Source organism: Paraburkholderia sp. GW821-FHT02A12 (assembly GCF_059422005.1).
Map to the genome: position 1 here is coordinate 525,645 of NZ_JBWKWA010000001.1, position 24,650 is coordinate 550,294.

General features: G+C 63.6%; 23 protein-coding genes. 11 read left to right on the plus strand and 12 right to left on the minus strand.

Annotation, left to right across the window (positions count from 1 at the left end):
- Positions 1–7 precede the first annotated feature (7 nt).
- Together AC07WT_RS02435 and AC07WT_RS02440 are read left to right on the plus strand one after the other, a co-directional pair.
- Positions 8–571: a YceI family protein gene (locus tag AC07WT_RS02435; protein WP_494945917.1), complete on the plus strand. Its 564-nt coding sequence runs from the start codon at positions 8–10 to the stop codon at positions 569–571.
- Between the two features lie 68 nt (positions 572–639).
- Positions 640–1,209: a YceI family protein gene (locus AC07WT_RS02440; RefSeq protein ID WP_494948366.1), complete on the plus strand. Its 570-nt coding sequence runs from the start codon at positions 640–642 to the stop codon at positions 1,207–1,209.
- A gap of 16 nt (positions 1,210–1,225) precedes the next feature.
- Here the strand turns inward: AC07WT_RS02440 and AC07WT_RS02445 are convergent, their stop codons facing one another.
- Positions 1,226–1,510, minus strand: a complete 285-nt coding sequence (locus AC07WT_RS02445) for a hypothetical protein (protein ID WP_494945918.1) — start codon at positions 1,508–1,510, stop codon at positions 1,226–1,228.
- Between the two features lie 11 nt (positions 1,511–1,521).
- On the opposite strand from AC07WT_RS02445, the gene AC07WT_RS02450 reads away from it, so the two are divergent.
- A complete protein-coding gene (locus tag AC07WT_RS02450; protein ID WP_494945919.1) occupies positions 1,522–2,799 on the plus strand; it encodes an MFS transporter in 1,278 nt (425 codons plus the stop codon).
- A gap of 130 nt (positions 2,800–2,929) precedes the next feature.
- Here AC07WT_RS02450 and secF read toward each other — a convergent pair whose 3' ends face one another.
- From secF to queA, 5 genes are all read right to left on the minus strand, one after another.
- Positions 2,930–3,880: a protein translocase subunit SecF gene (gene secF, locus AC07WT_RS02455; RefSeq protein ID WP_492594007.1), complete on the minus strand. Its 951-nt coding sequence runs from the start codon at positions 3,878–3,880 to the stop codon at positions 2,930–2,932.
- A gap of 18 nt (positions 3,881–3,898) precedes the next feature.
- Entirely contained in the window at positions 3,899–5,938 is a 2,040-nt protein-coding gene (gene secD / locus AC07WT_RS02460) for a protein translocase subunit SecD (RefSeq protein WP_494945920.1), read from the minus strand.
- A 117-nt stretch (positions 5,939–6,055) separates the two neighbouring features.
- Positions 6,056–6,385: a preprotein translocase subunit YajC gene (yajC, locus tag AC07WT_RS02465; protein WP_094780780.1), complete on the minus strand. Its 330-nt coding sequence runs from the start codon at positions 6,383–6,385 to the stop codon at positions 6,056–6,058.
- Positions 6,386–6,593: 208 nt separating this feature from the next.
- Positions 6,594–7,793: a tRNA guanosine(34) transglycosylase Tgt gene (gene tgt / locus AC07WT_RS02470; RefSeq protein WP_494945921.1), complete on the minus strand. Its 1,200-nt coding sequence runs from the start codon at positions 7,791–7,793 to the stop codon at positions 6,594–6,596.
- A 253-nt stretch (positions 7,794–8,046) separates the two neighbouring features.
- Complete coding sequence (gene queA, locus AC07WT_RS02475; RefSeq protein WP_492594004.1) at positions 8,047–9,096, minus strand: tRNA preQ1(34) S-adenosylmethionine ribosyltransferase-isomerase QueA; 1,050 nt, start codon at positions 9,094–9,096, stop codon at positions 8,047–8,049.
- Positions 9,097–9,244: 148 nt separating this feature from the next.
- Between queA and recG the strand changes: the two genes are divergently transcribed.
- The 7 genes from recG to ubiA all read left to right on the plus strand — a co-directional run bounded on the left by recG (position 9,245) and on the right by ubiA (position 16,405).
- Positions 9,245–11,458 (plus strand): ATP-dependent DNA helicase RecG, encoded by a 2,214-nt coding sequence (gene recG, locus AC07WT_RS02480; protein WP_494945922.1) that lies wholly within the window; start codon positions 9,245–9,247, stop codon positions 11,456–11,458.
- Positions 11,459–11,628: 170 nt separating this feature from the next.
- Positions 11,629–12,588, plus strand: coding sequence for a LysR substrate-binding domain-containing protein (locus tag AC07WT_RS02485; RefSeq protein ID WP_494945923.1), 960 nt, complete (start codon positions 11,629–11,631; stop codon positions 12,586–12,588).
- Between the two features lie 173 nt (positions 12,589–12,761).
- On the plus strand, positions 12,762–12,911 hold the full coding sequence (locus AC07WT_RS02490; protein WP_492594002.1) for a hypothetical protein: 150 nt from the start codon (positions 12,762–12,764) through the stop codon (positions 12,909–12,911).
- A 69-nt stretch (positions 12,912–12,980) separates the two neighbouring features.
- Positions 12,981–14,435 (plus strand): catalase, encoded by a 1,455-nt coding sequence (locus AC07WT_RS02495; RefSeq protein ID WP_494945924.1) that lies wholly within the window; start codon positions 12,981–12,983, stop codon positions 14,433–14,435.
- 75 nt (positions 14,436–14,510) lie between these two features.
- Positions 14,511–14,675 (plus strand): hypothetical protein, encoded by a 165-nt coding sequence (locus tag AC07WT_RS02500; RefSeq protein ID WP_494945925.1) that lies wholly within the window; start codon positions 14,511–14,513, stop codon positions 14,673–14,675.
- 168 nt (positions 14,676–14,843) lie between these two features.
- Entirely contained in the window at positions 14,844–15,332 is a 489-nt protein-coding gene (locus tag AC07WT_RS02505; protein WP_494945926.1) for a Dps family protein, read from the plus strand.
- A gap of 209 nt (positions 15,333–15,541) precedes the next feature.
- Complete coding sequence (gene ubiA / locus AC07WT_RS02510) at positions 15,542–16,405, plus strand: 4-hydroxybenzoate octaprenyltransferase (protein ID WP_492593998.1); 864 nt, start codon at positions 15,542–15,544, stop codon at positions 16,403–16,405.
- 167 nt (positions 16,406–16,572) lie between these two features.
- Here the strand turns inward: ubiA and proC are convergent, their stop codons facing one another.
- From proC to AC07WT_RS02540, 6 genes are all read right to left on the minus strand, one after another.
- Positions 16,573–17,388: a pyrroline-5-carboxylate reductase gene (gene proC, locus AC07WT_RS02515; protein WP_492593997.1), complete on the minus strand. Its 816-nt coding sequence runs from the start codon at positions 17,386–17,388 to the stop codon at positions 16,573–16,575.
- A 48-nt stretch (positions 17,389–17,436) separates the two neighbouring features.
- Positions 17,437–18,135, minus strand: coding sequence for a YggS family pyridoxal phosphate-dependent enzyme (locus AC07WT_RS02520; protein ID WP_492593996.1), 699 nt, complete (start codon positions 18,133–18,135; stop codon positions 17,437–17,439).
- Positions 18,136–18,289: 154 nt separating this feature from the next.
- Positions 18,290–19,516, minus strand: a complete 1,227-nt coding sequence (gene glcF, locus AC07WT_RS02525) for a glycolate oxidase subunit GlcF (protein WP_494945927.1) — start codon at positions 19,514–19,516, stop codon at positions 18,290–18,292.
- Between the two features lie 8 nt (positions 19,517–19,524).
- Positions 19,525–20,613, minus strand: coding sequence for a glycolate oxidase subunit GlcE (gene glcE / locus AC07WT_RS02530; protein ID WP_494945928.1), 1,089 nt, complete (start codon positions 20,611–20,613; stop codon positions 19,525–19,527).
- A 148-nt stretch (positions 20,614–20,761) separates the two neighbouring features.
- Positions 20,762–22,255 carry an FAD-linked oxidase C-terminal domain-containing protein gene (locus AC07WT_RS02535; protein WP_494945929.1) on the minus strand — a complete coding sequence of 498 codons (1,494 nt, stop codon included), beginning with the start codon at positions 22,253–22,255 and terminating at the stop codon, positions 20,762–20,764.
- A gap of 113 nt (positions 22,256–22,368) precedes the next feature.
- On the minus strand, positions 22,369–23,784 hold the full coding sequence (locus AC07WT_RS02540) for an FAD-linked oxidase C-terminal domain-containing protein (protein ID WP_492593992.1): 1,416 nt from the start codon (positions 23,782–23,784) through the stop codon (positions 22,369–22,371).
- Positions 23,785–24,006: 222 nt separating this feature from the next.
- Between AC07WT_RS02540 and AC07WT_RS02545 the strand changes: the two genes are divergently transcribed.
- A complete protein-coding gene (locus AC07WT_RS02545; protein ID WP_494945930.1) occupies positions 24,007–24,561 on the plus strand; it encodes a cob(I)yrinic acid a,c-diamide adenosyltransferase in 555 nt (184 codons plus the stop codon).
- Positions 24,562–24,650 lie beyond the last annotated feature (89 nt).

The following is a 24,650-nucleotide window of genomic DNA, read 5'->3' on the forward strand; positions in this document are numbered from 1 at the left end:
GATAACCATGAAAGTCTCGTTTTATCGCTACATGCTCGCCGCGTTCGCAGCGGCCTCGCTCACCGCGGCCGGCAGCGCGCTCGCACAGGTCGACGTCGCGAAGAGCACGGTGACGGCCACTTCGAAGCAGATGAACGTGCCGGTGGAAGGCAAGTTCGGCAAATTCACCGCGCAAGTGAAGTTCGATCCGGCCAAGCCGGTCGAAGGCAGCGCGCAGATCACGATCGACGTCGCCAGCTACGATCTCGGCGACGAAAGCTACAACGAGCAGGTGCGCGACAAGGACTGGTTCGACGCAAAGACGTATCCGACCGCGACCTTCGTGTCGAGCGCGATTGCACCGGCCGGCGGCAATCAGTTCAAGGTGACCGGCAAGCTGACCATCAAGGGCAAATCGCAGACAGTGGTGGTGCCGGTCACGGTCACCCAGCAGGGCGCGACGCAGACCTTCGACGGTGCACTGCCGATCAAGCGTTCGCAGTTCGATATCGGCACCGGCGAATGGAAAGACACATCGGTGGTCGCCGATGAAGTGACGATCAAGTTTCATGTCGTTGCAGCACGCAAGTGACGTTCGCTGCGCTGTTCGGGCGCGGTTGCTTTTCTTTCAGAACAAAGGAGCATGAGTTGAAAACATCCCTGTTGATCGCCGTCGGCGCGCTGGCTTCTTCCTTCTCGCTCGGCGCGTTCGCCGCCGATACCTATCAGCTCGATCCGGCGCACACCTTTCCGAGCTTCGAGGCGGATCACCTCGGCGGCCTCTCGGTGTGGCGCGGCAAGTTCATCAAGAGTTCGGGCACCGTGACGCTCGACCGTGCGGCCAAAACCGGCACGGTGGAGGTGACCGTCGACCCGGCTTCGATCGAAACCGGCAACACCAAGCTCGACGAGCATCTGAAGACGCCCGAGTTCTTCGACGTGGCCAAGTTTCCTTCGGCGACCTACAAAGGCACTGAAATCAAGTTCGACGGCGACAAGCCTGCTGAAGTGGTCGGCAGCCTGACGATGCATGGCGTGACCAAGCCGCTCAATCTGAAGATCGAATCGTTCAAATGCATGCCGCATCCGGTGCTCAAGCGCGAAGTGTGCGGGGTGGAAGCCAGCGGCCATTTCAGCCGCGCGGAGTACGGCATGGATTTCGGCAGCAAGTACGGCTTCAGCATGGACACCAAGCTGCATATTCAGGCTGAAGGCATCAAGCAGGAGTAAGCGCGTTCACGAATCGTTACGCGTTCACGCATTCGTTTTCGCGTGGTGCGCGTGGTGCGCGCGGCCCGGCCGTTGCGCCGCAACAAAAAACCGCTTCGTTCGCTTTGGCGACGAAGCGGTTTTTTGCTGGCCAGCCCGAAAACGCTGCAAACCTTGCGCGGCGGCGGCCCGGCATTTGCCGCTCGCGCCGTTTTAATTTTTCAGGTACATAGAGCGCTGACGCCGCATTGGTTGTGCGTGCATCCAATGAGGCAGTACCGGACTTGAAGCCTGCATGGCATCGATAATATTTCGCGCGCATCGGAGATCTGCATGAATGCAACGACAGCAGCAAGCGTGGTGGGGAGCCGGCAAAACTCGTGGCGCGCGGTGGTCGCCGCGTCGATCGGCAACGCGCTGGAATGGTTCGATCTGGTGGTGTACGGGTTTTTCGCGCTGATCATCTCGAAGCTGTTTTTTCCAGCGGGCAACGAGACAGTGTCGATGCTGCTCACGCTCGGCACCTTCGGCGTGTCGTTCTTCATGCGCCCGCTCGGTGCGATCGTGATCGGCGCGTATGCGGACCGCGCGGGCCGCAAGGCGGCGCTCACGCTGTCGATCCTGCTGATGATGACGGGCACGCTGATCATCGCGATTTTGCCGACCTATCAAAGCATCGGGATTGCCGCGCCGGTGATCCTCGTGGCGGCGCGTTTGATGCAAGGCTTTTCGGCGGGCGGCGAGTTCGGCAGCGCGACGGCGTTTCTCGCTGAGCACGTGCCGGCGCGGCGCGGCTTCTTCGCGAGCTGGCAGGTAGCGAGCCAGGGGCTCACGACGCTGCTGGCCGCCGGCTTCGGCGCGCTGTTGACCGGCAAGCTGTCGCCGGAGCAGATGGCCTCGTGGGGCTGGCGTGTGCCGTTCTTGTTCGGGCTCCTGATCGGGCCGGTGGCCTGGTACATTCGCACGAGACTCGACGAGACGCCCGAGTTCCTCGCCGCCGAAACGACTACGACGCCGTTGCGCGACACCTTCACGAGCCAGAAGCTGCGCCTTGTGATCGCGATCGGCGTGGTGGTGCTCGGGACGGTGTCGACGTATCTGGTGCTGTTCATGCCGACCTACGGCGTGAAGCAGCTGGGTCTTGCGCCATCGGTCGCGTTCGCGGCGATTGCGCTGACCGGTGTGATCCAGATGCTGTTTTCGCCGCTGGTCGGCCATCTGTCGGACCGGCATGGGCGCACCACGATCATGCTGGCATCGGCGCTGTTGCTTCTCGTGCTGATCAATCCGGCCTTCGTGTATCTGGTCTCGCATCCGACTTTCGGCACACTGATCGCGCTGCAGATCGTGTTCGGCTTCCTGATGACCGGTTATTTCGCAGCGCTGCCGGGCCTGCTCTCCGAGATGTTTCCGGTGCAGACGCGTACGACCGGCATGTCGCTCGCCTACAACATCGCGGTGACGATCTTCGGCGGCTTCGGGCCGTTCATTATCGCGTGGCTGATCAGCTTCACGGGTTCGAAGGCCGCGCCGAGCTACTACATGATTTTCGCCGCGGCGGTGAGTCTGGCGGCGCTGATGGCGGCGCGGCGTAAACTCGGGTTCAGATAGAGCTGCCAGAAGGCCTTTGCACGGCGGGGCAGAGCAGGGCGATGGTCGCGGCGTGCGGGCGGTAGAGCGGTAAACGTAAAAGGCCGGTTCGAGAGAACCGGCCTTTTTTACCGCGAGGTCGACAGCAAGATCAAACTTGCGCGCCCGCGTTCGGGTCGTTCGGATCCGTGCGTTCCTTCTTGTCCTTCACCAGATCTTCGCGCTTCACGCCGAACCACATGGCGAGCGCCGCGGCGACGAACACCGACGAGTAGATGCCGAACAGAATACCGACCGTCAGCGCCAGAGCGAAGTAGTGCAGCGTAGGGCCGCCGAACAGGAACATCGACAGCACCATCATCTGCGTACAGCCGTGGGTGATGATCGTGCGCGACATCGTGCTGGTGATTGCGTGGTTGATCACTTCGATCACGGTCATCTTGCGTTCGCGGCGGAAGGTCTCGCGAATCCGGTCGAAAATAACCACCGATTCGTTCACCGAATAGCCGAGCACCGCGAGCACCGCAGCCAGCACCGACAGCGAGAACTCCCACTGGAAGAACGCGAAGAAGCCGAGAATGATGATCACGTCGTGCAAGTTCGCGATCACGCCGGCCACCGCGTACTTCCATTCGAAGCGGAACGACAGGTAGATCACGATGCCCACCACCACGCAGGCGAGCGCGAGCAGGCCGTCGGTGGCGAGTTCCTTGCCGACCTGCGGACCGACGAACTCGACGCGTTGCAATTGCACCTGCGGCGTTTCCGCCTTCAGCGCGCCCATCACCTGGTCGCTCTGTTGCGCGGACGTCAAGCCTTGCTTGAGCGGCAGGCGGATCAGCACGTCACGCGAGGTGCCGAAGTTCTGCACTTGCGCGTCGGCATAACCGAGCTTGGCCAGGGTGCCGCGCACCGGTTCAAGCGGCGCGGCGCCCGGATACTGCACTTCGATGACGGTGCCGCCGGTGAATTCCACCGACAGGTGCAGCCCGCGATGCAGCAGGAAGAACACAGCGGCGACAAACGTCAGCAGCGAGATCGCGTTGAAGATCAACGCGCGCTGCATGAACGGAATGTCTTTGCGGAAACGGAAAAATTCCATGGTTTAGTTCTCCGGGGTTCAGCGGGACGAACCCGGTTTCTGCGGCGAATTCGGCGCGTTGCGGCGGCGCACGGTCGGCTTGCCGGCACGCGCTTGCGCGGATGCGGCCGCCTTCGGCTTGGCGGTGGCGGCAGCAACGGCCCGTGCGGTGTCGGTGGCGGCGTCCTCGTTGCCGAGATAGGCAGCGGAGCCCGCCGGCGCCGTATCCGGACGCCACACCTGGCCGATCGCCAGCGACTTGAGCTTCTTCTTGCCGCCGTACCAGAGGTTGACCACGCCGCGCGAGAAGAACACGGCCGAGAACATCGACGTCAGAATGCCGATACAGTGGACCATCGCGAAGCCGCGCACCGGGCCGGAGCCGAATGCGAGCAGCGCGAGACCGGCGATCAGCGTGGTGACGTTCGAGTCGAGAATCGTCGCCCATGCATGCGCGTAGCCGTTCTGGATCGCCAGTTGCGGCGGCGCGCCGTGGCGCAGTTCTTCACGCACGCGTTCGTTGATCAGCACGTTCGCGTCGATCGCCATACCGAGCGCGAGCGCGATAGCGGCGATACCCGGCAAGGTGAGTGTGGCCTGCAACATGGACAGCACGGCGATCAGCAGCAGCAGGTTCACCGAGAGGCCGACCATCGAGATCACGCCGAACAGCATGTAGTACGCCATCATGAAGACGGCGATCGCCGCGAAGCCCCACACCACCGAGTGGAAGCCCTTCTTGATGTTGTCCGCGCCGAGGCTCGGGCCGATCGTGCGTTCTTCGATGATGTCCATCGGCGCGGCGAGCGAACCGGCGCGCAGCAGCAGCGCGAGGTCGGCGGCGGCTTGCGGGGTCGGCTGGCCGGTGATCTGGAAGCGGTCGCCCAGTTCCGACTGGATGGTCGCCACCGTCAGCACTTCGCCCTTGCCCTTTTCGAACAGCACCATTGCCATCGGCTTGCCGATGTTGTCGCGCGACACGCTGCGCACCGCGCGGCCACCGGCCGAATCCAGACGGATGTTGACCGACGGACGCTGATGCTCGTCGAAGCCCGCCGACGCGTCGATAATCCGGTCGCCCGTGAAGATGATCTGCTTACGCAGCAGCACCGGCGTCTGGTTGCCTTGCGTGAACAGTTCGTCGCCCGGCGGCACCGGATCGGACGGGTTCGGATGCGTGTTGACCGGGTCGGCGAGACGCGCTTCGAGCGTTGCCGTGCGGCCGATGATGTCCTTCGCCTTCGCCGTGTCCTGCACGCCCGGCAGTTCGACGACGATGCGATCCGCGCCTTGCTGCTGGATCACGGGCTCGGCCACGCCGAGCTCGTTCACGCGGTTATGCAGCGTGGTGATGTTCTGCTTGAGCGCGGCGTCCTGCACGGTTTTCTGCACCACCGGCGTGAACGTGCCGACCAGTTGCACAGTGCCGTCCGTGCCGGTTTGCGACGCCCACTGGAGTTCGCCGATGCTGCGGCTCAGCTGTTTGGCCGCTGCGTCTGCCGTGGCCTGATCGGCGAAGTTGATCACCACCGTCTGGTTGACGCGGTTCACGCCGCCGTCGCGGATGTTGTTGTCGCGCAGGAGCGTGCGAGCGTCCGAGGCGTCGGAGTCGAGTTTCTTGTTCAGCGCGCCGGCCATGTCCACTTGCAGCAGGAAGTGCACGCCGCCGCGCAAGTCGAGACCGAGGTACATCGGCAGCGCATGCAGTGCGGTCAGCCAGCGCGGCGACGCGCTTTGCAGATTCAGCGCGACGATGAACTGCGGATCGGTCGGGTCGCTGTTCAGCGACTTCTGCAGCAGGTCCTTCACGCGCAATTGCGTGTCGGTGTCCAGCAGCCGTACGCGAATGTTCGCGTTGCTCGACGAGTTGTCGAACGTGACGTCTTCAGGCTTGATCTGATTGGACGCAAGCGCCGCTTCGACTTGCGACAGCGTGGTCGAGTCGAGCTTGACCGTTGCCTTGCCGCTCGACACCTGCACCGCCGGCGCTTCGCCGAACAGATTGGGCAGCGTGTACACGAGGCCGATGACCAGAGCCACCAGCATCACGGCGTATTTCCAAAGGGGGTAGCGATTCATGAGTGGTCCAACGGGAAGGTTGGCTTGGAAGCGATGCGTCCGGCGATGAGCGCGGGCGGTGCGCGGTGTTCTGCGTGAACCGCCGGCGAGGCCGCGCCGGACGCGAGAGAGCAGGCCTTACAGCGACTTGATCGTGCCCTTCGGGAGAATCGTCGTGACCGACGCTTTTTGCACCGTGATTTCCGTGCCTTCCGAGATTTCGATGCCGACGTAAGCTTCGCCCACCTTGGTCACCTTACCGACGATACCGCCGTTCGTCACCACTTCGTCGCCCTTGGCCATCGCGGCGAGCATATTGCGATGTTCCTTCTGGCGCTTCATTTGCGGGCGAATCATGATGAAGTACAGCACGCCGAACATCAGGATCAGCGGCAGGAAGCTCATCAGGTTCGATTCAATGCCACCAGTTGCTGTGCCTTGGGCGAAGGCATTGGAAATGAACGACACGTTGGTCTCTCCGTTATAAATCAAAACGATCAAAAAAATCAGCCGGTTATTCTACCACCGGGCTGACAAGGGTCGGCGCGGCGAATCGGCTTTCCAATCAAGCTTCTAAAGTCCTTTTTTGCCGCGAACGAAAGATGATTGTAAGGTTTTCCATGCGACGCCGACGGATTCCTCATGCGAATCCGTCGGCGCTTACTGCGCAAGGCGCCTAATCGACGCCGCGCGCGCGGTTCTCGTGAAAGCGTTTGCGGAAGGGCTCGAACAGCTTCGCGTCGATCGCGTCGCGCATTTCCTGCATCAGTTCGAGGTAGTAGTGCAGGTTATGGATCGTGTTCAACTGCGCGCCGAGAATTTCCCCTACACGATGCAAATGGTGCAGATAGCCGCGAGTGAAATTCCGGCAGGTGTAGCAGCCGCATTGCTCGTCGAGCGGGCGCAGCGAGTTCTTGTGCGTCGCGTTGCGGATCTTGATGTCGCCGAAACGCGTGAACAGCCAACCGTTGCGCGCGTTGCGGGTCGGCATCACGCAGTCGAACATGTCGACGCCGGCGGCCACGCCCGCCACCAGATCTTCCGGTGTGCCGACGCCCATTAGATAGTGCGGCTTGTTGGCCGGCAGCTTCGGGCCGATGTGGTTCAGCACGCGCATCATGTCTTCTTTCGGTTCGCCGACCGAGAGTCCGCCGATCGCGAGGCCGTGGAAATCCATTTCCGCGAGACCCGCCAGCGACTCGTCGCGCAGATCCTCGAACATGCCGCCCTGGACGATGCCAAACAGCGCGTTTGGATTGCCGAGCCGGTTGAATTCGTCGATCGAGCGCTTGGCCCAGCGCATCGACATGCGCATCGAGTCGGCGGCTTCCTTGTGCGAAGTCGGCACGTTATCGGTCGCGTAGGGCGTGCATTCGTCGAACTGCATGACGATGTCCGAGTTCAGCACCTTCTGGATCTGCATCGACACTTCCGGCGACAGGAAGAGCTTGTCGCCGTTGATCGGCGACGCGAAGGTGACGCCATCTTCGGTGATCTTGCGCAGATCGCCGAGCGAAAACACCTGAAAGCCACCCGAGTCGGTCAGGATCGGCTTGTTCCAGCCCATGAAGCCGTGCAGGCCGCCGTGCGCCTCGATCGTCTCCAACCCGGGGCGCAGCCACAGGTGGAACGTGTTGCCGAGGATGATCTGCGCATGCATTTCCTCGAGCTCGCGCGGCTGGACCGCCTTCACCGTGCCGTAAGTGCCGACCGGCATGAAGATCGGCGTTTCGACCACGCCGTGGTTCAGCGTGACGCGGCCGCGCCGCGCCTGGCCGTCGGTGCCGAGCAGTTCGAATTTGAGGCCGTTTTCTGGGCGATCCGTTGGTGTTGATTGCGCGGGCTGCGCTTGCTGCGAATGATGACCCTCGGTCATTGATAACTCCTGTGCTACCGGAAAACAGCTTTGCATGGGACCGGAGTACGTGCTCTGCATGGGGCCGGAGTAAGTGCTGAAGCACTAACTCCGGCCGACAGCTGAAGCGCCAACTCCGGATCGACAGCTTTGCATGGGACCGGAGTAGGCGCTGAAGCGCCAACTCCGGATCGACAGGCGCAAATGATAAACGCCGCCGGAAGATTTCGCGGCGGCTGGGGAACGGCAAATTTTAGATCGGGTGAAGCGCGCTTCAGATGTCGCGGCGCGTCAGCAACATCGCGTCGCCGTAACTAAAGAAGCGGTAGCGTTCCTCGATTGCGTGCCGGTACGCCGCGCGAATCGTCTCGACACCCGCGAACGCCGACACCAGCATCAGCAGCGTCGACTTCGGCAAATGGAAATTGGTGACGAGCCGGTCGACCACGCGGAATTTGTAGCCCGGCGTGATGAAAATATCGGTTTCGGTGCTGGCCGCGCCAAGCGGCCGGCCGGCGGCTTCGGCGTCGCGCGCGGCGGCTTCGAGCGCGCGCATCGAGGTGGTGCCGACCGCGATCACGCGGTTGCCGCGCGCATGCGTTGCCACGATCCTGTCGGCGAGCGACTGCGGCAGGTGATACCACTCGCTGTGCATCTTGTGTTCGGCGAGATTTTCGACCCGCACCGGCTGGAAGGTGCCGGCGCCGACGTGCAGCGTCAGCGTCGCGCGTTCGACGCCTCTGGCGTCGAGTTTGGCGAGCAGCGCGTCGTCGAAATGCAGGCCGGCGGTGGGCGCCGCCACCGCGCCGGGATTTTGCGCGAACACGGTCTGATAGCGGGTTTCGTCGGTCGCGTCGGGGTCGTGCTCGATATACGGCGGCAGCGGCAGGCGGCCGAATTGCTCGATCAGCGTCAGGCAGTCGTCGGGGAAATGCAGCGTGTAGAACGGCTCGACGCGCTCGCCGACCGTGACGTCGAACGCGTCGGCGAGACGAATCGTGGTGCCCGGCTGCGGGCTTTTGCTCGCGCGGATCTGCGCGAGCACGGTGCGCTCGCCGGTCAGACGCTCTACCAGCACTTCGATTTTGCCGCCACTGGCCTTCTGGCCGAGGAAGCGCGCCTTCAGGACTTTGGTATCGTTGAAGACCAGCAGATCGCCGGGCCCGATGCACTCGGGCAACTCGGCAAAGCGGCGATCCGTGAGACGCGCGGGACTCACCGTGTTGTCCACTTCGAGCAGACGGCTGGCGCTGCGCTCGGGCAGCGCAACTTGCGCGATCAGCTCGGGCGGCAGATCGAAATCGAAATCGGAAAGCGTAAACATGCGGACGACTGGAAGCGAATTGAGACTGAATTGAGCCGAAGCCAGAGCCGGGCGGCTATGATTGCGGGACGCCAGAGCGGCCCGCGAGCCCGCGCGCTGTACGGCGGCGACACTTTTGACAGCCGATATTGTACTTGCGAAGCAACCCATGCCTTTGTCCGAACGCCGATTGCCCTCCGCTACCGATGAAGTGAGCGCCGAGCCCACGCGGCGCGTCGCGCGGGGCAAGGCGACAGCGGCGGTGGCGACCGATGTTGGCGCCGGTGCGGCGCCAGAGAAAAAAAAAGCCGCCCCCGCGCCCGTAAAAACCGCCGACAAGCTCGCCAAGCTCGGCCTCACGCGCGACATCGACCTTGTCCTGCATCTGCCGATGCGCTACGAAGACGAAACTTCGCTGACGCCGATCGGCCACCTGCTGCCGGGCGGCATCGCGCAGACCGAAGGTGTGGTGTTCGACAACGAAATCGCGTATCGGCCGCGCCGCCAGTTGCTGGTGAAACTGCGAGACGAGGCCGGCGACGAACTCGTGCTGCGCTTTCTGAATTTCTACGGTTCGCAGGTCAAGCAGATGGCGATCGGCGCGCGGCTGCGGGTGCGCGGCGACGTGCGCGGCGGTTTCTTCGGCATGGAGATGGTGCATCCGGCGGTGCGCGTCGTCGACGAAGACACGCCGCTGCCCCAGGCGCTGACGCCGGTGTATCCGAGCACCGCGGGCGTGACGCAGGCGTATCTGCGCAAATCGATCGATAACGCGTTGTCGCGCACGTCGTTGCCCGAGTTGCTGCCTGAGCCGATCGCGCGAACGTATATGCAGCCGCTCGGCGTGCCGACGCTGATGGACGCGGTGCGCACGCTGCATCACCCGGATATGCAGTCCGACGAAACCGCGTTGATCGACGGCACGCATCCGGCGTGGGTGCGCATCAAGTTCGAGGAATTGCTCGCGCAGCAGATGTCGTTGAAGCGCGCGCACGAGGAGCGCCGCACCCGTGCGGCGCCGGCCATGCCGCGTCGCAAGGCAGGCGATGCGTCGGCGCTGGTCGCGCGCCTGTTGAAGGCGTTGCCGTTTTCGCTAACGGCGGCGCAGGAGCGCGTCGGCGGCGAAATTGCGCTCGATCTGACGCAGCCTCATCCGATGCAGCGGCTGTTGCAGGGCGATGTCGGCAGCGGCAAGACGATCGTGGCGGCGCTGGCCGCGGCGCAAGCGATCGACACCGGCTACCAGGCCGCGCTGATGGCGCCGACCGAAATCCTCGCCGAACAGCACGCGCGCAAACTGCGTGGCTGGCTGGAGCCGCTGGGCGTGAGCGTCGCGTGGCTGGCCGGCAGTCTGAAGACCAGGGAGAAGCGCGCGGCGATCGAAGCCGCGGCGTTCGGCACGGCGCAGCTCGTGATCGGCACGCACGCGATCATTCAGGACGCGGTCGAGTTCGCGCGGCTGGGGCTGGTGATCGTGGATGAACAGCATCGCTTCGGCGTGGCGCAGCGGCTCGCCTTGCGCGCGAAGGCGCAAAACGCCGCTGACGGCGCGCAGGATTTCCAGCCGCATCAACTGATGATGTCCGCGACGCCGATTCCGCGCACGCTCGCCATGACCTATTACGCCGATCTCGACGTCTCGACCATCGACGAGTTGCCGCCCGGGCGCACGCCGATCCTGACCAAGCTGGTATCCGACGCGCGGCGCGAAGAGGTGATCGGCCGCGTGCGTGAGGCCGCATTGACGGGGCGGCAGGTGTACTGGGTGTGTCCGCTGATCGAGGAAAGCGAGACCTTGCAGTTGCAGACCGCGGTGGAGACGTACGAGACGCTGGTGGCCGCGTTGCCCGAGTTGAACGTGGGCCTCGTGCACGGACGTCTTGCGCCGGCGGAGAAGGCTGCGGTGATGGATGCGTTCACGCGCAACGAGGTGCAATTGCTGGTGGCGACGACGGTGATCGAAGTGGGCGTCGACGTGCCGAATGCGTCGTTGATGGTGATCGAGCATGCCGAGCGGTTTGGCTTGGCGCAATTGCACCAGTTGCGGGGACGGGTGGGGCGTGGAAGCGCGGCATCGGTTTGTGTTCTGCTTTATACGGGACCGTTGTCGATGACCGCGCGGGCGCGGTTGCAAACGATGCGGGAGACGACCGACGGCTTCGAAATCGCTCGTAGGGACCTTGAGATTCGCGGTCCAGGCGAGTTTCTGGGCGCGCGGCAGTCGGGCGCGGCGATGCTGAGGTTTGCCGATCTGCAGAACGATCAGTGGCTGATTGAGCCTGCTCGCGAAGCGGCTGCGGTTTTGCTCGAGAAGTACCCGGAGGTGGTGTTGCAGCACCTGGCTCGGTGGCTTGGCGCCCGCGAGCAATATTTGAAGGCTTAGTTTTCTGGCCTTCCGGCGGTTGGGTTGTTTGTCTGCGGCGTGAGTCTTTGCCTGGTTTTTTGCCTGCTTCTTTGCCTGTCCGGGAGGGCAAAAGAACCAAAAAGTTGGCGAACCGACCCCATAGGTGTATAACTATAACCTATCGAATTCATTGCACTGATTGGTCCCCAATGACGCTCACCGAATTGAAATACATCGTCGCAGTAGCCCGCGAGCGGCACTTCGGCCGGGCCGCCGAAGCGTGTTTCGTCAGCCAGCCGACCCTGTCGGTGGCAATCAAAAAGCTCGAAGACGAGCTCAATGTGCAAATCTTCGAGCGCGGCACCAGCGAAGTCAGTGTCACGCCGATCGGCGAACAGATCGTCACGCAAGCGCAACGCGTTCTCGAACAAACGCTCGCCATCAAGGAAATTGCCAAACAAGGCAAAGACCCGCTGGTCGGGCCGCTGCGCCTTGGTGTCATCTATACGATCGGGCCGTATCTGCTGCCCACGCTCGTCAAACAGATGATCAGGCGTGTCCCGCAAATGCCGCTGATGCTGCAGGAAAACTACACGCTCAAGCTGATCGAGCTGCTCAAACAGGGTGAAATCGACGTCGCCATCATGGCGCTGCCGTTCCCGGAAACGGGCCTGATGCTGCGCCCGCTCTACGACGAACCGTTCGTCGTCGCGCTGCCGTCCGGTCATGCCTGGGAAAACCGCCCGAAGATCGGCGCGGACGACCTGAAGCAGGAAACCATGCTCCTGCTCGGCAGCGGCCACTGCTTCCGCGATCATGTGCTGGGCGTTTGCCCCGAACTGATGCGCTTCTCGCAAAACGCGGACGGCATCCAGAAAACCTTCGAAGGTTCGTCGCTGGAAACGATCCGTCATATGGTCGCGAGCGGCGTCGGTATCACCGTGCTGCCGCGCATGTCGGTGCACGAAGTCAAACCGCACGCGGGCGGCATCGATTCGGGCCTGCTCAGCTATGTCCCTTTCGACGAACCCGTGCCGGATCGCCGCGTCGTGCTCGCCTGGCGCAAAAGCTTCACGCGGATGCCCGCGATCGAGGCGATCTGCGACGCCATCAACGCCTGCGACCTGCCGGGCGTGAAAAAACTCGATCTGCCCGTCGCCGTCAATTAAGTCGCCTCCACGCCGGCTCGTCGCCCATCTATCCGCGGCGGGCCGTAGCGCATCCGATGGCGATAGTCGCCGTCCCTATCGAATAGATGAAATTAATCAAACACGATAATTCGATAGAGTTGTTATAGTTTCCTCCATGGATCGCCCGATCCGCACAAGACCCGGAGGAAATCATGACGCAATCGAACCCGCAGCAAGTCCAGGCCGTCACCGCTCAATCGGCTCAATCCGCTCGCACCGCCGCCGGCTCCTTCGCCGCGTCGATGCTTGGCATGCGCACGGTCGCCATGTCCTTGCTGGTCGATCGGGCCTTGTCCGCGTAAGCCGGCACGGTAAGCGCCGCGTCTCTCCCCACATTTTTCTTTCCGATAAAAGCAACCCAGGAGTTCCGCATGTCCGAACGTAAGCTCACCAATGCAGCCGGCGCACCCGTCGCCGACAACCAGAACTCGATGACCGCCGGCGCGCGCGGTCCGGTCGTCCTGCAAGACGTCTGGCTGCTCGAAAAGCTCGCCCATTTCGACCGTGAAGTGATTCCCGAACGCCGCGTTCATGCGAAAGGCTCGGGCGCATTCGGCACGCTGAAAGTCACGCACGACATCTCGCGCTACACGAAGGCCAAAGTGTTCGCCGAAGTCGGCAAGGAAACGCCGCTCTTCATGCGCTTTTCGACCGTGGCAGGCGAACGCGGCGCTGCCGATGCCGAGCGCGACGTGCGCGGCTTCTCGATCAAGTTCTACACGGAAGAGGGCAACTGGGACGTGGTCGGCAACAACACGCCGGTGTTCTTCATCCGCGATCCGCTCAAGTTTCCGGACTTCATTCACACGCAAAAGCGCGATCCGTACACCAACATGCGCAGCAATGTCGCCGCGTGGGATTTCTGGTCGCGTCATCCGGAGTCGCTGCACCAGGTGACGATCCTGATGAGTGATCGCGGCATTCCGAAGAACTACCGGCAGATGCACGGCTTCGGCTCGCACACGTACTCGTTCGTCAACGCGAACAACGAGCGTTTCTGGGTGAAGTTTCACTTCAAGTCGATGCAAGGCATCGAGAACTACACCGACGCGCAAGCGGCGCAAGTCGTCGCGCAGGATCGCGAAAGCGCGCAACGCGATCTGGTCACGAACATCGACGAGGGCAACTTCCCGAAGTGGCGTTTCGCCATTCAGGTGATGCCGGAAGCGGACGCGGCGAGCTATCGCTACAACCCGTTCGACATCACGAAAGTGTGGTCGCAGAAGGACTATCCGTTGATCGACGTCGGCACCATCGAGTTGAATCGCAACGCGGCGAACTATTTCGCGGACGTCGAGCAAGCGGCGTTCACGCCGGCGAACGTGGTGCCGGGTATCGGCTTCTCGCCTGACCGTCTGTTGCAGGGCCGGCTGTTCTCGTACGGCGACACGCAGCGCTATCGTCTCGGCACCAATCACCATCAGATTCCGGTGAATGCGCCGCGCGTGCCGAGCCCGCATTCGTTCCATCGCGACGGCGCGATGCGCACGGACGGCAACCTCGGCGGCAACGTGAACTACGAGCCGAATCGTTTCGGCGACTTCGCACAGGACAGCAACGCGTCGGAACCGCCGCTCGCGGCGGGCGCAGTGGACCGTTACGACCATCGCGCGGACGAGGACTACTACAGCCAGCCGGGCCTGCTGTTCCAGTTGTTCGACGCGGCGCAACGCGAGCGGCTGTTCGGCAACATCGCACGGCATATCAATGGCGTGCCCGAGGACATCGTCGCACGTCAGATCGAGCATTTCCGCCGCGCCGATCCGGCGTATGCGGAAGGCGTGATCGCGGCGATCGCCGCGCTCGCTGAAGGCAGCAGGAAGTAAGCAGTTCAAGTGATGCAGCAAGGCGGGGCGCATCGGCGCCCTGCCGGTTTTGATACGAATCGGGGGAGCACGATCATGATCCAGACGATGATGTCCGCCATTGGCGGCTCAGTGGCCGCACGCCGCGCACAACACCAGCAGCAAGCAGCGATGTTGCGCCGCGCGGCGGGTTTCGCGATCGTCACGAGCGGATTGGCGGTGATCGTCGCGCAAGCGCTGCAACACGCGCTCGGCGGGTGACATACGCGCAGCGTGCGCGCTTCGCCAGTGACCGTGCGTCACACAAGTGGCGCTCATTTTCAAGCTCATTTCTAAGGTAAACTGTCGGGCGTTCCAAGGTTTCCGGCTTGCTCATCCGCAATCCGTCGATCTGCCGACCGGTTCGTATCACTCTTCAAAGGAGTCATCATGGCCAAGAAAGAAGCCGTACAGCACGTCAATATCGGGATCAGCGACAAGGATCGTAAGAAGATCGCAGAAGGTTTGTCGCACCTGCTCGCCGACACCTACACGCTGTACCTGAAGACCCATAACTTTCACTGGAACGTGACGGGTCCGATGTTCAACACGCTGCATCTGATGTTCGAAACGCAGTACAACGAGCTCGCGCTGGCGGTCGATTCGATCGCGGAACGTATCCGCGCGCTGGGCGTGCATGCACCGGGCAGCTACAAGGATTTCGCGAAACTCTCGTCGATTCCGGAAGCGGACGGCGTGCCGGCTGCGGAAGACATGATTCGCCAGCTGGTGGAAGGCCAGGAAGCCGTGGTGCGTACCGCCCGCGCGATCTTCCCGTCGACAGAAGCCGCTAACGACGAGCCTACTGCCGACCTGCTCACGCAGCGCATGCAGACGCATGAAAAGACCGCGTGGATGCTGCGTTCGATGCTGGCTTAAGCATCCTGGGCGTTTCGCCCGGACTCCTCGCGGCTGCATATTGGCATCGGCGTTGGCGTTGAACCGAAACAAAAAGCCTCTCTTCGCGGGAGGCTTTGCTTTTTGTGGCGCCGGATTGCGCGGCGAGCCTGGCCTTGTCCGCCCGGACGCAGCATGCCGCCCGCATCCCGTAAAATAGCGGCACCGTCTGCACTTCACCGAATCCGCACATGTTCGCCCGACTTCCCCTGTATCTGCGCCTCGTGCGCATGGACAAGCCGATCGGCAGCCTGCTGCTGCTGTGGCCCACGCTCAATGCGCTGTGGATCGCGTCTGACGGCCATCCTTCATGGCCGCTGCTCGTGATCTTCACGGTGGGTACGGTGCTGATGCGCTCGGCGGGCTGCGCGATCAACGATTACGCGGATCGCGATTTCGATCGCTATGTGAAGCGCACCGAAAACCGTCCGATCACGTCGGGCAAGATCAAGGCGTGGGAAGCGGTAGCGCTGGCGGCCGGTTTGTCGCTGCTGGCGTTTCTGCTGATTCTGCCGCTCAACACGCTGACAAAAGAGTTGTCGGTGGCGGCGCTGTTTGTCGCCGGCTCGTATCCGTTCACCAAGCGCTTCTTTGCGATTCCGCAGGCCTACCTCGGCATTGCGTTCGGCTTCGGTATTCCGATGGCGTTCGCGGCGGTTCAGGACCACGTGCCGCTGCTCGCGTGGGTGATGCTGCTGGCGAACGTGTTCTGGTCGGTCGCGTACGACACCGAATACGCAATGGTCGATCGCGACGACGACATCAAGATCGGCATCCGCACGTCCGCGCTGACCTTCGGCCGCTTCGACGTGCTGGCGATCATGCTCTGCTATGCGGTCACGTTGGGAATTTACGTCGGCATCGGCGTGATGCTCGGTTTCGGCGTGCTGTACTGGCTGGGATGGGCGGCGGCGGCGGGTTGCGCGATCTATCACTACACGCTGATCCGCAACCGCGAGCGCATGCCGTGTTTCGCAGCGTTCCGCCATAACAACTGGCTCGGCGGCGCGTTGTTCGCGGGTATTGCCGCGCATTACGCGGCGGCTTCGTTCTAGTTTTTCTACACGTCTATTGGGTGGGCGCCATTGCGCATAGGTTTGCGCTGCGGACGCCGCCTCGGCCTGAACCGGGGCACGGCGTCCTTCAGCGGACCGCCTGACTGCTGACTGCTGACTGCTGACTGCTGACTGCTGACTGCTGACTGCTTACTGCGCTGAAACGCTTACTGCTTGCCGAACTCGTCGCCCATTTCCTTGGCGCGCGCGTCGGCGGCGAGCACGCCGCGCACGATCGCATCCTTGATGCCGCTTGCGTCGAACGAGGTCAGCGCCGCAGCGGTGGTGCCGCCCTTGGACGTCACGCGTTCACGCAACAGGCTCGGCGGCTCGTCGGAGTTCGCCGCCAGTTGCGCCGCGCCGGTGAAGGTCGCGACTGCCAGCGCGCGGCCTTGGGCTTCGTCCATGCCGAGCTGGCGCGCGGCTTCCTGCAGCGCTTCGATGAAATAGAACACGTACGCGGGGCCGCTGCCGGAGATCGCGGTGACGGCGTCGATCTTCGCTTCGTCGTCGAACCAGACAGTTTCGCCGACCGCGCCGAGTACCTGCGAGGCGAGCGCGCGGCCCGCTTCATCGACGCTGGCGGTGGCGCTCAGGCCCGCGACGCCCATGCCGATCAGCGCCGGCGTATTCGGCATCACACGCACGATGCGAGTGTGGCCGTTCAGCCAGCGCGACATGTCGTCCATGCGAATGCCCGCAACAATGCTGATCGCCAGTTGCGACGCGTTCAGATGCGCTGCGAGGCTTTGCGCGACGCTCTTCAGAATCTGCGGTTTCACCGCCAGCACGACGGCGTCGTACGAGGCGAGCGCGGCGTCCGCGGCGGCCGCCGTACGAATGCCGAATTGCTGTTCATTGCGCTTGCGCGCGTCTTCGTTGGGGTCGATCGCGCAGAGGTCAGCGGGCGCGACGCCGCGTTTGATGAGGCCGCCGATCAATGCGGCCGCCATGTTGCCGCCGCCGATAAAAGCAATTTTCATGATGTTCCGAAAGAGGTCCCGTGAGGGAGTCCAAAGAGCCCGCAAGGGTCAGTTAGAGTAATCTCGCGCGCCGAAGATAGCGGTGCCGATGCGCACGATCGTCGCGCCTTCCAGCACGGCGGCTTCCAGATCGCTCGACATACCCATCGAGAGCGTGTCGAGTTCGAGTCCGTCTGCGCACAGGCGCTCGAATAGTTCGCGCAACTGCCGATGCGGTACGCGTTGTTCATCGATACCGCCGGCCGGTTCGGGAATCGCCATCAGGCCGCGCAAGCGCAACTTCGGCAGCGCGGCGATTTCCTGTGCGACTTCCATGGCCTCGGGGATGCCGACGCCGCTCTTCGACGCCTCGCCGCTGATGTTCACCTGCAGGCACACGTTCAGCGGCGGCAGCTTGTCCGGCCTTTGCTCGGCCAGACGCTGCGCGATCTTCAGCCGGTCGACCGAATGCACCCAGTCGAAATGCTCGGCGACCGGCCGCGTCTTGTTCGATTGCAATGGTCCGATGAAATGCCATTCGATCGACGCGCGCAGATCGGCCAGCGCCTCGATCTTGGCGATCGCTTCCTGCACGTAGTTCTCGCCGAACGCGCGTTGGCCGGCCGCGTAGGCGGCGCGCACGGCTTCGGCGGGAAACGTCTTCGAGACCGCGAGCAGGGCAATCGAACGCGGGTCGCGTCCGGCGGCTTGCGCGGCGAGGGCGATGCGCTGCCGCACCGCTTCGAGGTTGTGAATCAGATCGGGCATGGAACGAAGCCGGAAGTCCAGCGAAAGACGATGTACCGGATTATACGGACGTCGCCGCGCCGCGCCGCGCCGCGGCTGGAAGCGTCCCGGGAGTGAGAAGAAAAGGCGGCGGCTGCTGCGGCATGCCGCGAGCCACATGCCGTCGGCACGCGCTTCAGGCCGACAGCATGTGTTCCACCAGTTCGATCCAGTGCGCGACCGGCGTGGACGTGCCGCTTTGCAGATGCGCAATGCAGCCGACGTTCGCCGACACGATGACCTGCGGCTCCTGCGCGAGCAGCCGCTCGAGCTTCTGGTCGCGCAGCGCGTACGAGAGCTTCGGCTGCGTCAGCGAATAGGTGCCGGCCGAGCCGCAGCACAGGTGACTGTCCGCGGGCAGGCGCACTTCGATGCCGAGCGCCGCCAGCAGATGCTCGACGTTGCCGCGCAGTTGCTGACCATGCTGCAACGTGCAAGGCGGATGGAATGCGACCGTATGAATCGAGCGGCGGCGCGTGACGGCAACCAGCGTCTCTTCGAATTCCGGCAGGATCTCCGAAATATCGCGTGTCAATTCGACGACGCGGCGAGCCTTCTGCGCATACGCCGGATCGTTGCGCAGCAGATGCGCGTATTCCTTGACCGTCGCGCCGCACCCGGACGCGTTCATCACGATCGCTTCCACACCCGCTTCGATGTACGGCCACCATGCGTCGATGTTGGCGCGCAGGTCGTCGAGCGCTTCGTCGTTGTAGCCCAGATGCAGGCGGATCGCGCCGCAGCAGCCGGCCTCGGGCGCCACCAGCGTTTCGACGCCGAGCGCGTCGAGCACTCGCGCGGTCGCGATGTTGACGTTGGGCATCATCGACGGTTGCACGCAGCCGGCGAGCATCAGCATCTTGCGCTGATGTTTCGCGCTCGGCCATTCGAGCGGACGCTGCCGCGCCGGCACCTTGTCGCGCAGCTTCTTCGGCAGCAGGGGGCGGACGTGCTGGCCGAGGCGCATGACCGGCGTGAACAGTGCACTGTTCGGCACGAAGCTCGCGAGCAGCCGGCGCACCAGCCGCTGACCGAACGGGCGCGTGACCTTCTCTTCGGTGATCTTGCGGCCAATCTCGACCAGCCGGCCGTATTGCACGCCGGACGGGCAGGTGGTCTCGCAGTTGCGGCAGGTCAGGCAGCGGTCGAGGTGGAGCTGGGTGCTGCGCGTCACTTCCGCACCCTCGACCATCTGCTTGATCAGATAGATGCGCCCGCGTGGGCCGTCGAGTTCGTCGCCGAGCAGTTGATAGGTCGGGCAAGTGGCCGTGCAGAAGCCGCAATGCACGCACTTGTGCAGGATGGCGTCGGCTTCGTCGCCGTCGGGCGTATTGCGAATGAAGTCCGCGAGGTTGGTTTGCATCGCGTCGCTCAGAAGTCAGGGTAGAGCCGGCCGCGATTGAAAATGCGGGCGGGGTCGAAGGCGGCTTTCAGACCGCGATGGATCTTCATCAGCGGGGCGGGCAGCGGCGTGAACACACCGGCGCCGCGATCGTAGCCATGACCGGTGCGGAAGATGGTGGCATGACCGCCGGCCTGTTTGGCGCTGATGCGCACGGTTTGCGCGTCGGTGTCGGTGATCCACCAGCGCTGGCCGCCGCCCCATTCCATCAGTTGCGCGCCGGGCAGTTGCAGCGGCTCCGTGATGGGCGGCAGCGCGAGGCGCCACAGCGCGGCTTTCGGCGCGATCACCGAAAAGAACGGGTCGGTCTGTTCGCGCAAGCCGGCCCAGAAGCGCTCGGCTTCGACCGCATCGACCACCTCTCCGCCGAGCGCCGTGCGCGCCGCCTTGACCGCCGCTTCCGCGCCGGCCAGCCGCACGGCCAGCGTGCCGTGACGCCAGGCGCTCGCTGTGATCGGCAAGGGCCGGCCGCCCCATTCGTTGAGCTTGCGGACCGCATCGGTGCCGTTCATGTCGAATTTGAGCGTAGCTTCGGCCTGCGGCAGCGGCAGCACTTTGATGGACAGTTCGAGGATCAATCCCAAGGTGCCGAGCGAGCCGGCCATCAAGCGGGACACGTCATAACCGGCGACGTTCTTCACCACCTGGCCGCCGAAATGCAGCGTTTGCCCATGGCCGTTCATGATCACCGCGCCGAGCACGAAGTCGCGCGCGGCGCCGGCGGCCGGCCGGCGCGGACCAGCGATTCCCGCCGCGATGCAGCCGCCGAAGGTGGCCTGCAAGCCGAAGTGCGGCGGTTCGAAGGCGAGCATCTGATGATGTTCGGCGAGCGCCGCCTCGATTTCCAGCAAAGGCGTGCCTGCGCGCGCGGTAATGACGAGTTCGGCCGGGTCGTAGGCGATGATGCCGCGATAAGCGCGCGTGTCGAGGATGTCACCTTCCAGCGTCTGACCGTACCAGTCTTTGGTGCCGCCGCCACGGATGCGCAACGTGCGCCCTTCGGCGCTGGCCGAACGCACGCGTTCGGACCAAACGGCGACGATGTCGTCCTCTTCCATGGTGTCCCGCTTCGTTGTGTTTCGCTTGATTGTACCGGGCGGGGGCTCGCTGGCAACCCGGAGCGGACCCGCATCGGGTAATCAGGGTGGGACTAGCGAAGAGCCGCCGGCGCAAGGTATGCGCAGTGCGTCGGCGGGTCGAAAATGTTTAAAATCGCGGCAGTTCCGGATGCGGCAGCAAGCCGCCGCGTACGTGCATCTTGCCGTACTCGGCGCAACGCGCGCGCGTCGGGATGCCCTTGTCCGGATTCAGCAAACCGGGCGAATCGAAAGCGCGCTTGACCGCGTGAAACGCGTCGCGCTCTTCGGGTGAAAACTGCACGCACATCGAGTTGATCTTCTCGATGCCGACGCCGTGCTCGCCCGTCACCGTGCCGCCCAGTTCGACGCACGTTTCGAGAATGTCGGCACCGAACGTTTCAGCCCGGTGCCATTCGTCCATGTCATTGCCGTTGAACAGAATCAGCGGGTGCATGTTGCCGTCGCCGGCATGGAACACGTTGATGCAGCGCAGGCCGTATTTCTTTTCCATGACTTCAATGCGTGCGAGCAATGGGCCGATGCTGCGGCGCGGCACCGTGCCGTCCATGCAGTAGTAGTCGGGTGAAATGCGGCCGGCGGCCGGAAAGGCGTTCTTGCGTCCCGACCAGAAGCGCAAGCGCTCGTTTTCCGAGCGCGAAATCTGGATGCGGGTCGCGCCATGTTCGCGCAGCGACGCGGTCATGCGCACGATTTCGTCGGCGACTTCTTCGGGTGTGCCGTCCGATTCGCATAGCAGGATCGCCGCCGCGTCGAGGTCGTAGCCCGCGTTGACGAATTCTTCGACGGCCCGGGTGGCCGCTTTGTCCATCATCTCCAGACCAGCTGGAATGATGCCCGCCGCGATAATGCCGGCAACCGCATCGCCGCCTTTCACGACGTCGTCGAAACTGGCCATGATGACCTGTGCGGTTTGCGGCTTGGGGATCAGCTTGACGGTGACTTCGGTGACGATCGCGAACATGCCTTCGCTGCCGATCAATACCGCGAGCAGATCGAGCCCTGGCGCGTCGGGCGCAAGCGAGCCGAATTCGACGATGTCGCCTTCCATCGTCACGGCGCGCACACGCAACACGTTGTGCACGGTGAGGCCGTACTTGAGGCAGTGCACGCCGCCTGAATTTTCCGCCACATTGCCGCCGATCGTGCAGGCGATCTGCGACGACGGGTCGGGCGCGTAATACAAGCCGTACGGCGCGGCGGCCTCGGAAATCGACAGATTGCGCACGCCCGGCTGCACCGTCGCGGTTCGCGCGTATGGATCGACTTCGACGATCTTCCGGAAGCGCGCGAGCGACACCACCACGCCGTGCCGGATCGGCATTGCGCCGCCCGACAGGCCGGTGCCCGCGCCGCGCGGCACGATCGGCACGTCGAGCCGGTGGCAGATCTGCACAATGCGCTGCACCTGCGATTCCGTCTCCGGCAACGCGACGGCGAGCGGCAGCCGCCGGTAGGCGGCGAGGCCGTCGCACTCGTAGGCCACGGTGTCTTCTTCGCGATACAGCAGACAGTGGGTCGGCAGCACGGCCATCAGCGCCTGCACGACTTCGCGCTGGCGCTGGGCGAGAACTTCGGCCGTCAGTTCAGCGGGTGCGTTCATGTGACTGGTCTCCTCGTGCTTGTCACCCTTCGTGCCGCCTGAATTCAGCGGCGGCGGCGGCTACGGCTACGGCTACGGCGCTTTGACCGCGCTAACCACGCGCCGATGATGCCTCAAGCTGCCCACGAAAAAATCTTGCCCGGGTTCATCAGATTGCGCGGGTCGAGCGCGTGCTTGATCGAGCGCATCGTATCGACGGCGATTTCACCGTGTTCTTCGAGCAGGAAGTTCATCTTGTGCAAGCCGACGCCGTGTTCACCGGTGCAGGTGCCGTCCATGCGCAGCGCGCGCTGGACGATGCGCTCGTTCAGACGCTCGGCTTCGACGAGTTCTTCCGGCTTGTCCGGGTCGATCAGGATCGCGACGTGGAAGTTGCCGTCGCCGACATGGCCGACGATCGGGCAGGGCAGCGGCGACGCCTTCAGATCCTGCTCTGTTTCCACCACGCATTGCGCAAGGCGCGAGATCGGCACGCAGACGTCCGTGGTGACGGCGCGGCAGCCTGGTTTCAGCTGCAGCATCGCGAAATAGGCGTTGTGGCGCGCGTTCCACAGGCGGCTGCGGTCTTCTGGCCGGGTCGCCCATTCGAAACCTTCGCCGGCATTCTGCGCGGCGATCTCCTGCACGAGTTCGGCTTGTTCTTTCACACCGGCCTCGGTGCCGTGAAATTCGAAGAAGAGCGTGGGCGCCTCGCGCAGCGTCAGATTCGAATGACGATTGATCGAGCGGATCGCGAGCGAGTCGACGAACTCGACGCGTGCAATCGGCACGCCGATCTGGATTGTTTCGATGACCGCGCGCACCGCATCGCCCATCGACGGAAATGTGCATACCGCCGCCGAAACCGCTTCCGGCTGCGGATAGAGGCGCACGGTGATTTCCGTGATCACGCCGAGCGTGCCTTCCGAACCGACGAACAGGCGCGTGAGGTCATAGCCCGCCGACGACTTGCGCGCCCGCGTGCCGGTTTTGATCACGCGGCCGTCGGCCAGCACTACGGTCAGCCCGAGCACGTTCTCGCGCATCGTGCCGTAGCGCACGGCGTTGGTGCCCGAGGCGCGCGTGGCCGACATGCCGCCGATGCTCGCGTCCGCGCCCGGATCGATCGGAAAAAACAAGCCCGTGTCGCGCAGCGCTTCGTTCAGTTGCTTGCGCGAGATACCGGGCTCGACGGTGACCGTGAGGTCTTCCGCATTGATCGACAGCACGCGGTTCATTTCCGACAGATCGATCGATACGCCGCCCTGCACCGCCAGCAGATGGCCCTCGAGCGACGAGCCGTTGCCGAAGGGGATGATCGGTACCTCGTACTGGCCGCACAGCCGGACGACGGTTTGCACGTCTTCGGTATTGCGGGCGAACACGACGGCGTCGGGCAGTTGGGGATCGAACGGCGATTCGTCGCGGCCATGATGGGCTCGCACTGCCTCAGCGGTCGACACACGCTCGGCAAAAACAGCTTTGAGCCCGGTTAGCAACTCGGCGGGAAACGGCCGGCGTAGCGGGGCCGGCGGCACGGGATGATTCACGCATGTCTCCAGATATTGGGGCAGATCTGTTGTGCAGCTTCTGCATCATTTTACGCCGATCGCCTGTGGGCCGGCATCGAGGCCGGCTGCCGATCCTATAATGGCGGCGACTTCGCGATGCGCGCAATATGGATAAACGCGGTGGTTATCGCGGTGGCTAACGCGATGCTTAGCGCGGCGTCTTGCGCGGACGCATCGTCACTGAACTGGATGGGAGACATCATGGGCAACCGCTTGAGCAAGATCGCCACCCGTACGGGCGACGACGGCACCACCGGTCTCGGCGACGGCCGCCGCGTGCGCAAGGACAATGCGCGCGTCGCCGCGATCGGCGACGTCGACGAACTCAATTCGAACCTCGGTGTGTTGCTGTGCGAAACACTGCCCGACCCGGTACGGGCGGCGCTGGTCGCGATTCAGCACGACCTGTTCGACCTCGGCGGCGAACTCTGCATCCCCGGCCACACGATGATTACCGACAAACATCTCGGCCAGCTCGATGACTGGCTCGCCGACTACAACGCCACCTTGCCGCCATTGAAGGAGTTCATCCTGCCGGGCGGCTCGCGCGCGGCGGCGCTTGCGCATGTATGCCGCACCGTGTGCCGCCGCGCCGAGCGCGCGATCGTCGCACTGGGCGAGGCGGAGGTGATCAATGCCGCGCCGCGCCAGTATGTGAACCGGCTGTCCGACCTGTTGTTCGTGCTGGCGCGCGTGCTCAATCGCGCGGACGGCGGCAGCGATGTGCTGTGGCAGCACGAGCGCGGCGCCGGCTAGCGGCTTCGCGCATCCACTTTTGAGACTGTGACAATCTGCCCGGGTCAAATTATCTCCTTAAAAGGGTATCGTAAATGCATCTTTAAGGA

Excerpts from the sequence above, each read along its gene's own strand:
- AC07WT_RS02450 (WP_494945919.1), top strand. The coding sequence starts at position 1,522 with ATGAATGCAACGACAGCAGCAAGCGTGGTGGGGAGCCGGCAAAACTCG.
- AC07WT_RS02445 (WP_494945918.1), bottom strand. The coding sequence starts at position 1,510 with ATGCGCGCGAAATATTATCGATGCCATGCAGGCTTCAAGTCCGGTACT.
- AC07WT_RS02545 (WP_494945930.1), top strand. The coding sequence starts at position 24,007 with ATGGGCAACCGCTTGAGCAAGATCGCCACCCGTACGGGCGACGACGGC.
- AC07WT_RS02520 (WP_492593996.1), bottom strand. The coding sequence starts at position 18,135 with ATGCCCGATCTGATTCACAACCTCGAAGCGGTGCGGCAGCGCATCGCC.
- secD (WP_494945920.1), bottom strand. The coding sequence starts at position 5,938 with ATGAATCGCTACCCCCTTTGGAAATACGCCGTGATGCTGGTGGCTCTG.
- secF (WP_492594007.1), bottom strand. The coding sequence starts at position 3,880 with ATGGAATTTTTCCGTTTCCGCAAAGACATTCCGTTCATGCAGCGCGCG.
- AC07WT_RS02435 (WP_494945917.1), top strand. The coding sequence starts at position 8 with ATGAAAGTCTCGTTTTATCGCTACATGCTCGCCGCGTTCGCAGCGGCC.
- ubiA (WP_492593998.1), top strand. The coding sequence starts at position 15,542 with ATGTTCGCCCGACTTCCCCTGTATCTGCGCCTCGTGCGCATGGACAAG.
- AC07WT_RS02485 (WP_494945923.1), top strand. The coding sequence starts at position 11,629 with ATGACGCTCACCGAATTGAAATACATCGTCGCAGTAGCCCGCGAGCGG.
- queA (WP_492594004.1), bottom strand. The coding sequence starts at position 9,096 with ATGTTTACGCTTTCCGATTTCGATTTCGATCTGCCGCCCGAGCTGATC.
- AC07WT_RS02500 (WP_494945925.1), top strand. The coding sequence starts at position 14,511 with ATGATCCAGACGATGATGTCCGCCATTGGCGGCTCAGTGGCCGCACGC.
- proC (WP_492593997.1), bottom strand. The coding sequence starts at position 17,388 with ATGAAAATTGCTTTTATCGGCGGCGGCAACATGGCGGCCGCATTGATC.
- recG (WP_494945922.1), top strand. The coding sequence starts at position 9,245 with ATGCCTTTGTCCGAACGCCGATTGCCCTCCGCTACCGATGAAGTGAGC.
- AC07WT_RS02505 (WP_494945926.1), top strand. The coding sequence starts at position 14,844 with ATGGCCAAGAAAGAAGCCGTACAGCACGTCAATATCGGGATCAGCGAC.
- AC07WT_RS02490 (WP_492594002.1), top strand. The coding sequence starts at position 12,762 with ATGACGCAATCGAACCCGCAGCAAGTCCAGGCCGTCACCGCTCAATCG.
- AC07WT_RS02495 (WP_494945924.1), top strand. The coding sequence starts at position 12,981 with ATGTCCGAACGTAAGCTCACCAATGCAGCCGGCGCACCCGTCGCCGAC.
- tgt (WP_494945921.1), bottom strand. The coding sequence starts at position 7,793 with ATGACCGAGGGTCATCATTCGCAGCAAGCGCAGCCCGCGCAATCAACA.
- glcE (WP_494945928.1), bottom strand. The coding sequence starts at position 20,613 with ATGGAAGAGGACGACATCGTCGCCGTTTGGTCCGAACGCGTGCGTTCG.
- glcF (WP_494945927.1), bottom strand. The coding sequence starts at position 19,516 with ATGCAAACCAACCTCGCGGACTTCATTCGCAATACGCCCGACGGCGAC.
- AC07WT_RS02535 (WP_494945929.1), bottom strand. The coding sequence starts at position 22,255 with ATGAACGCACCCGCTGAACTGACGGCCGAAGTTCTCGCCCAGCGCCAG.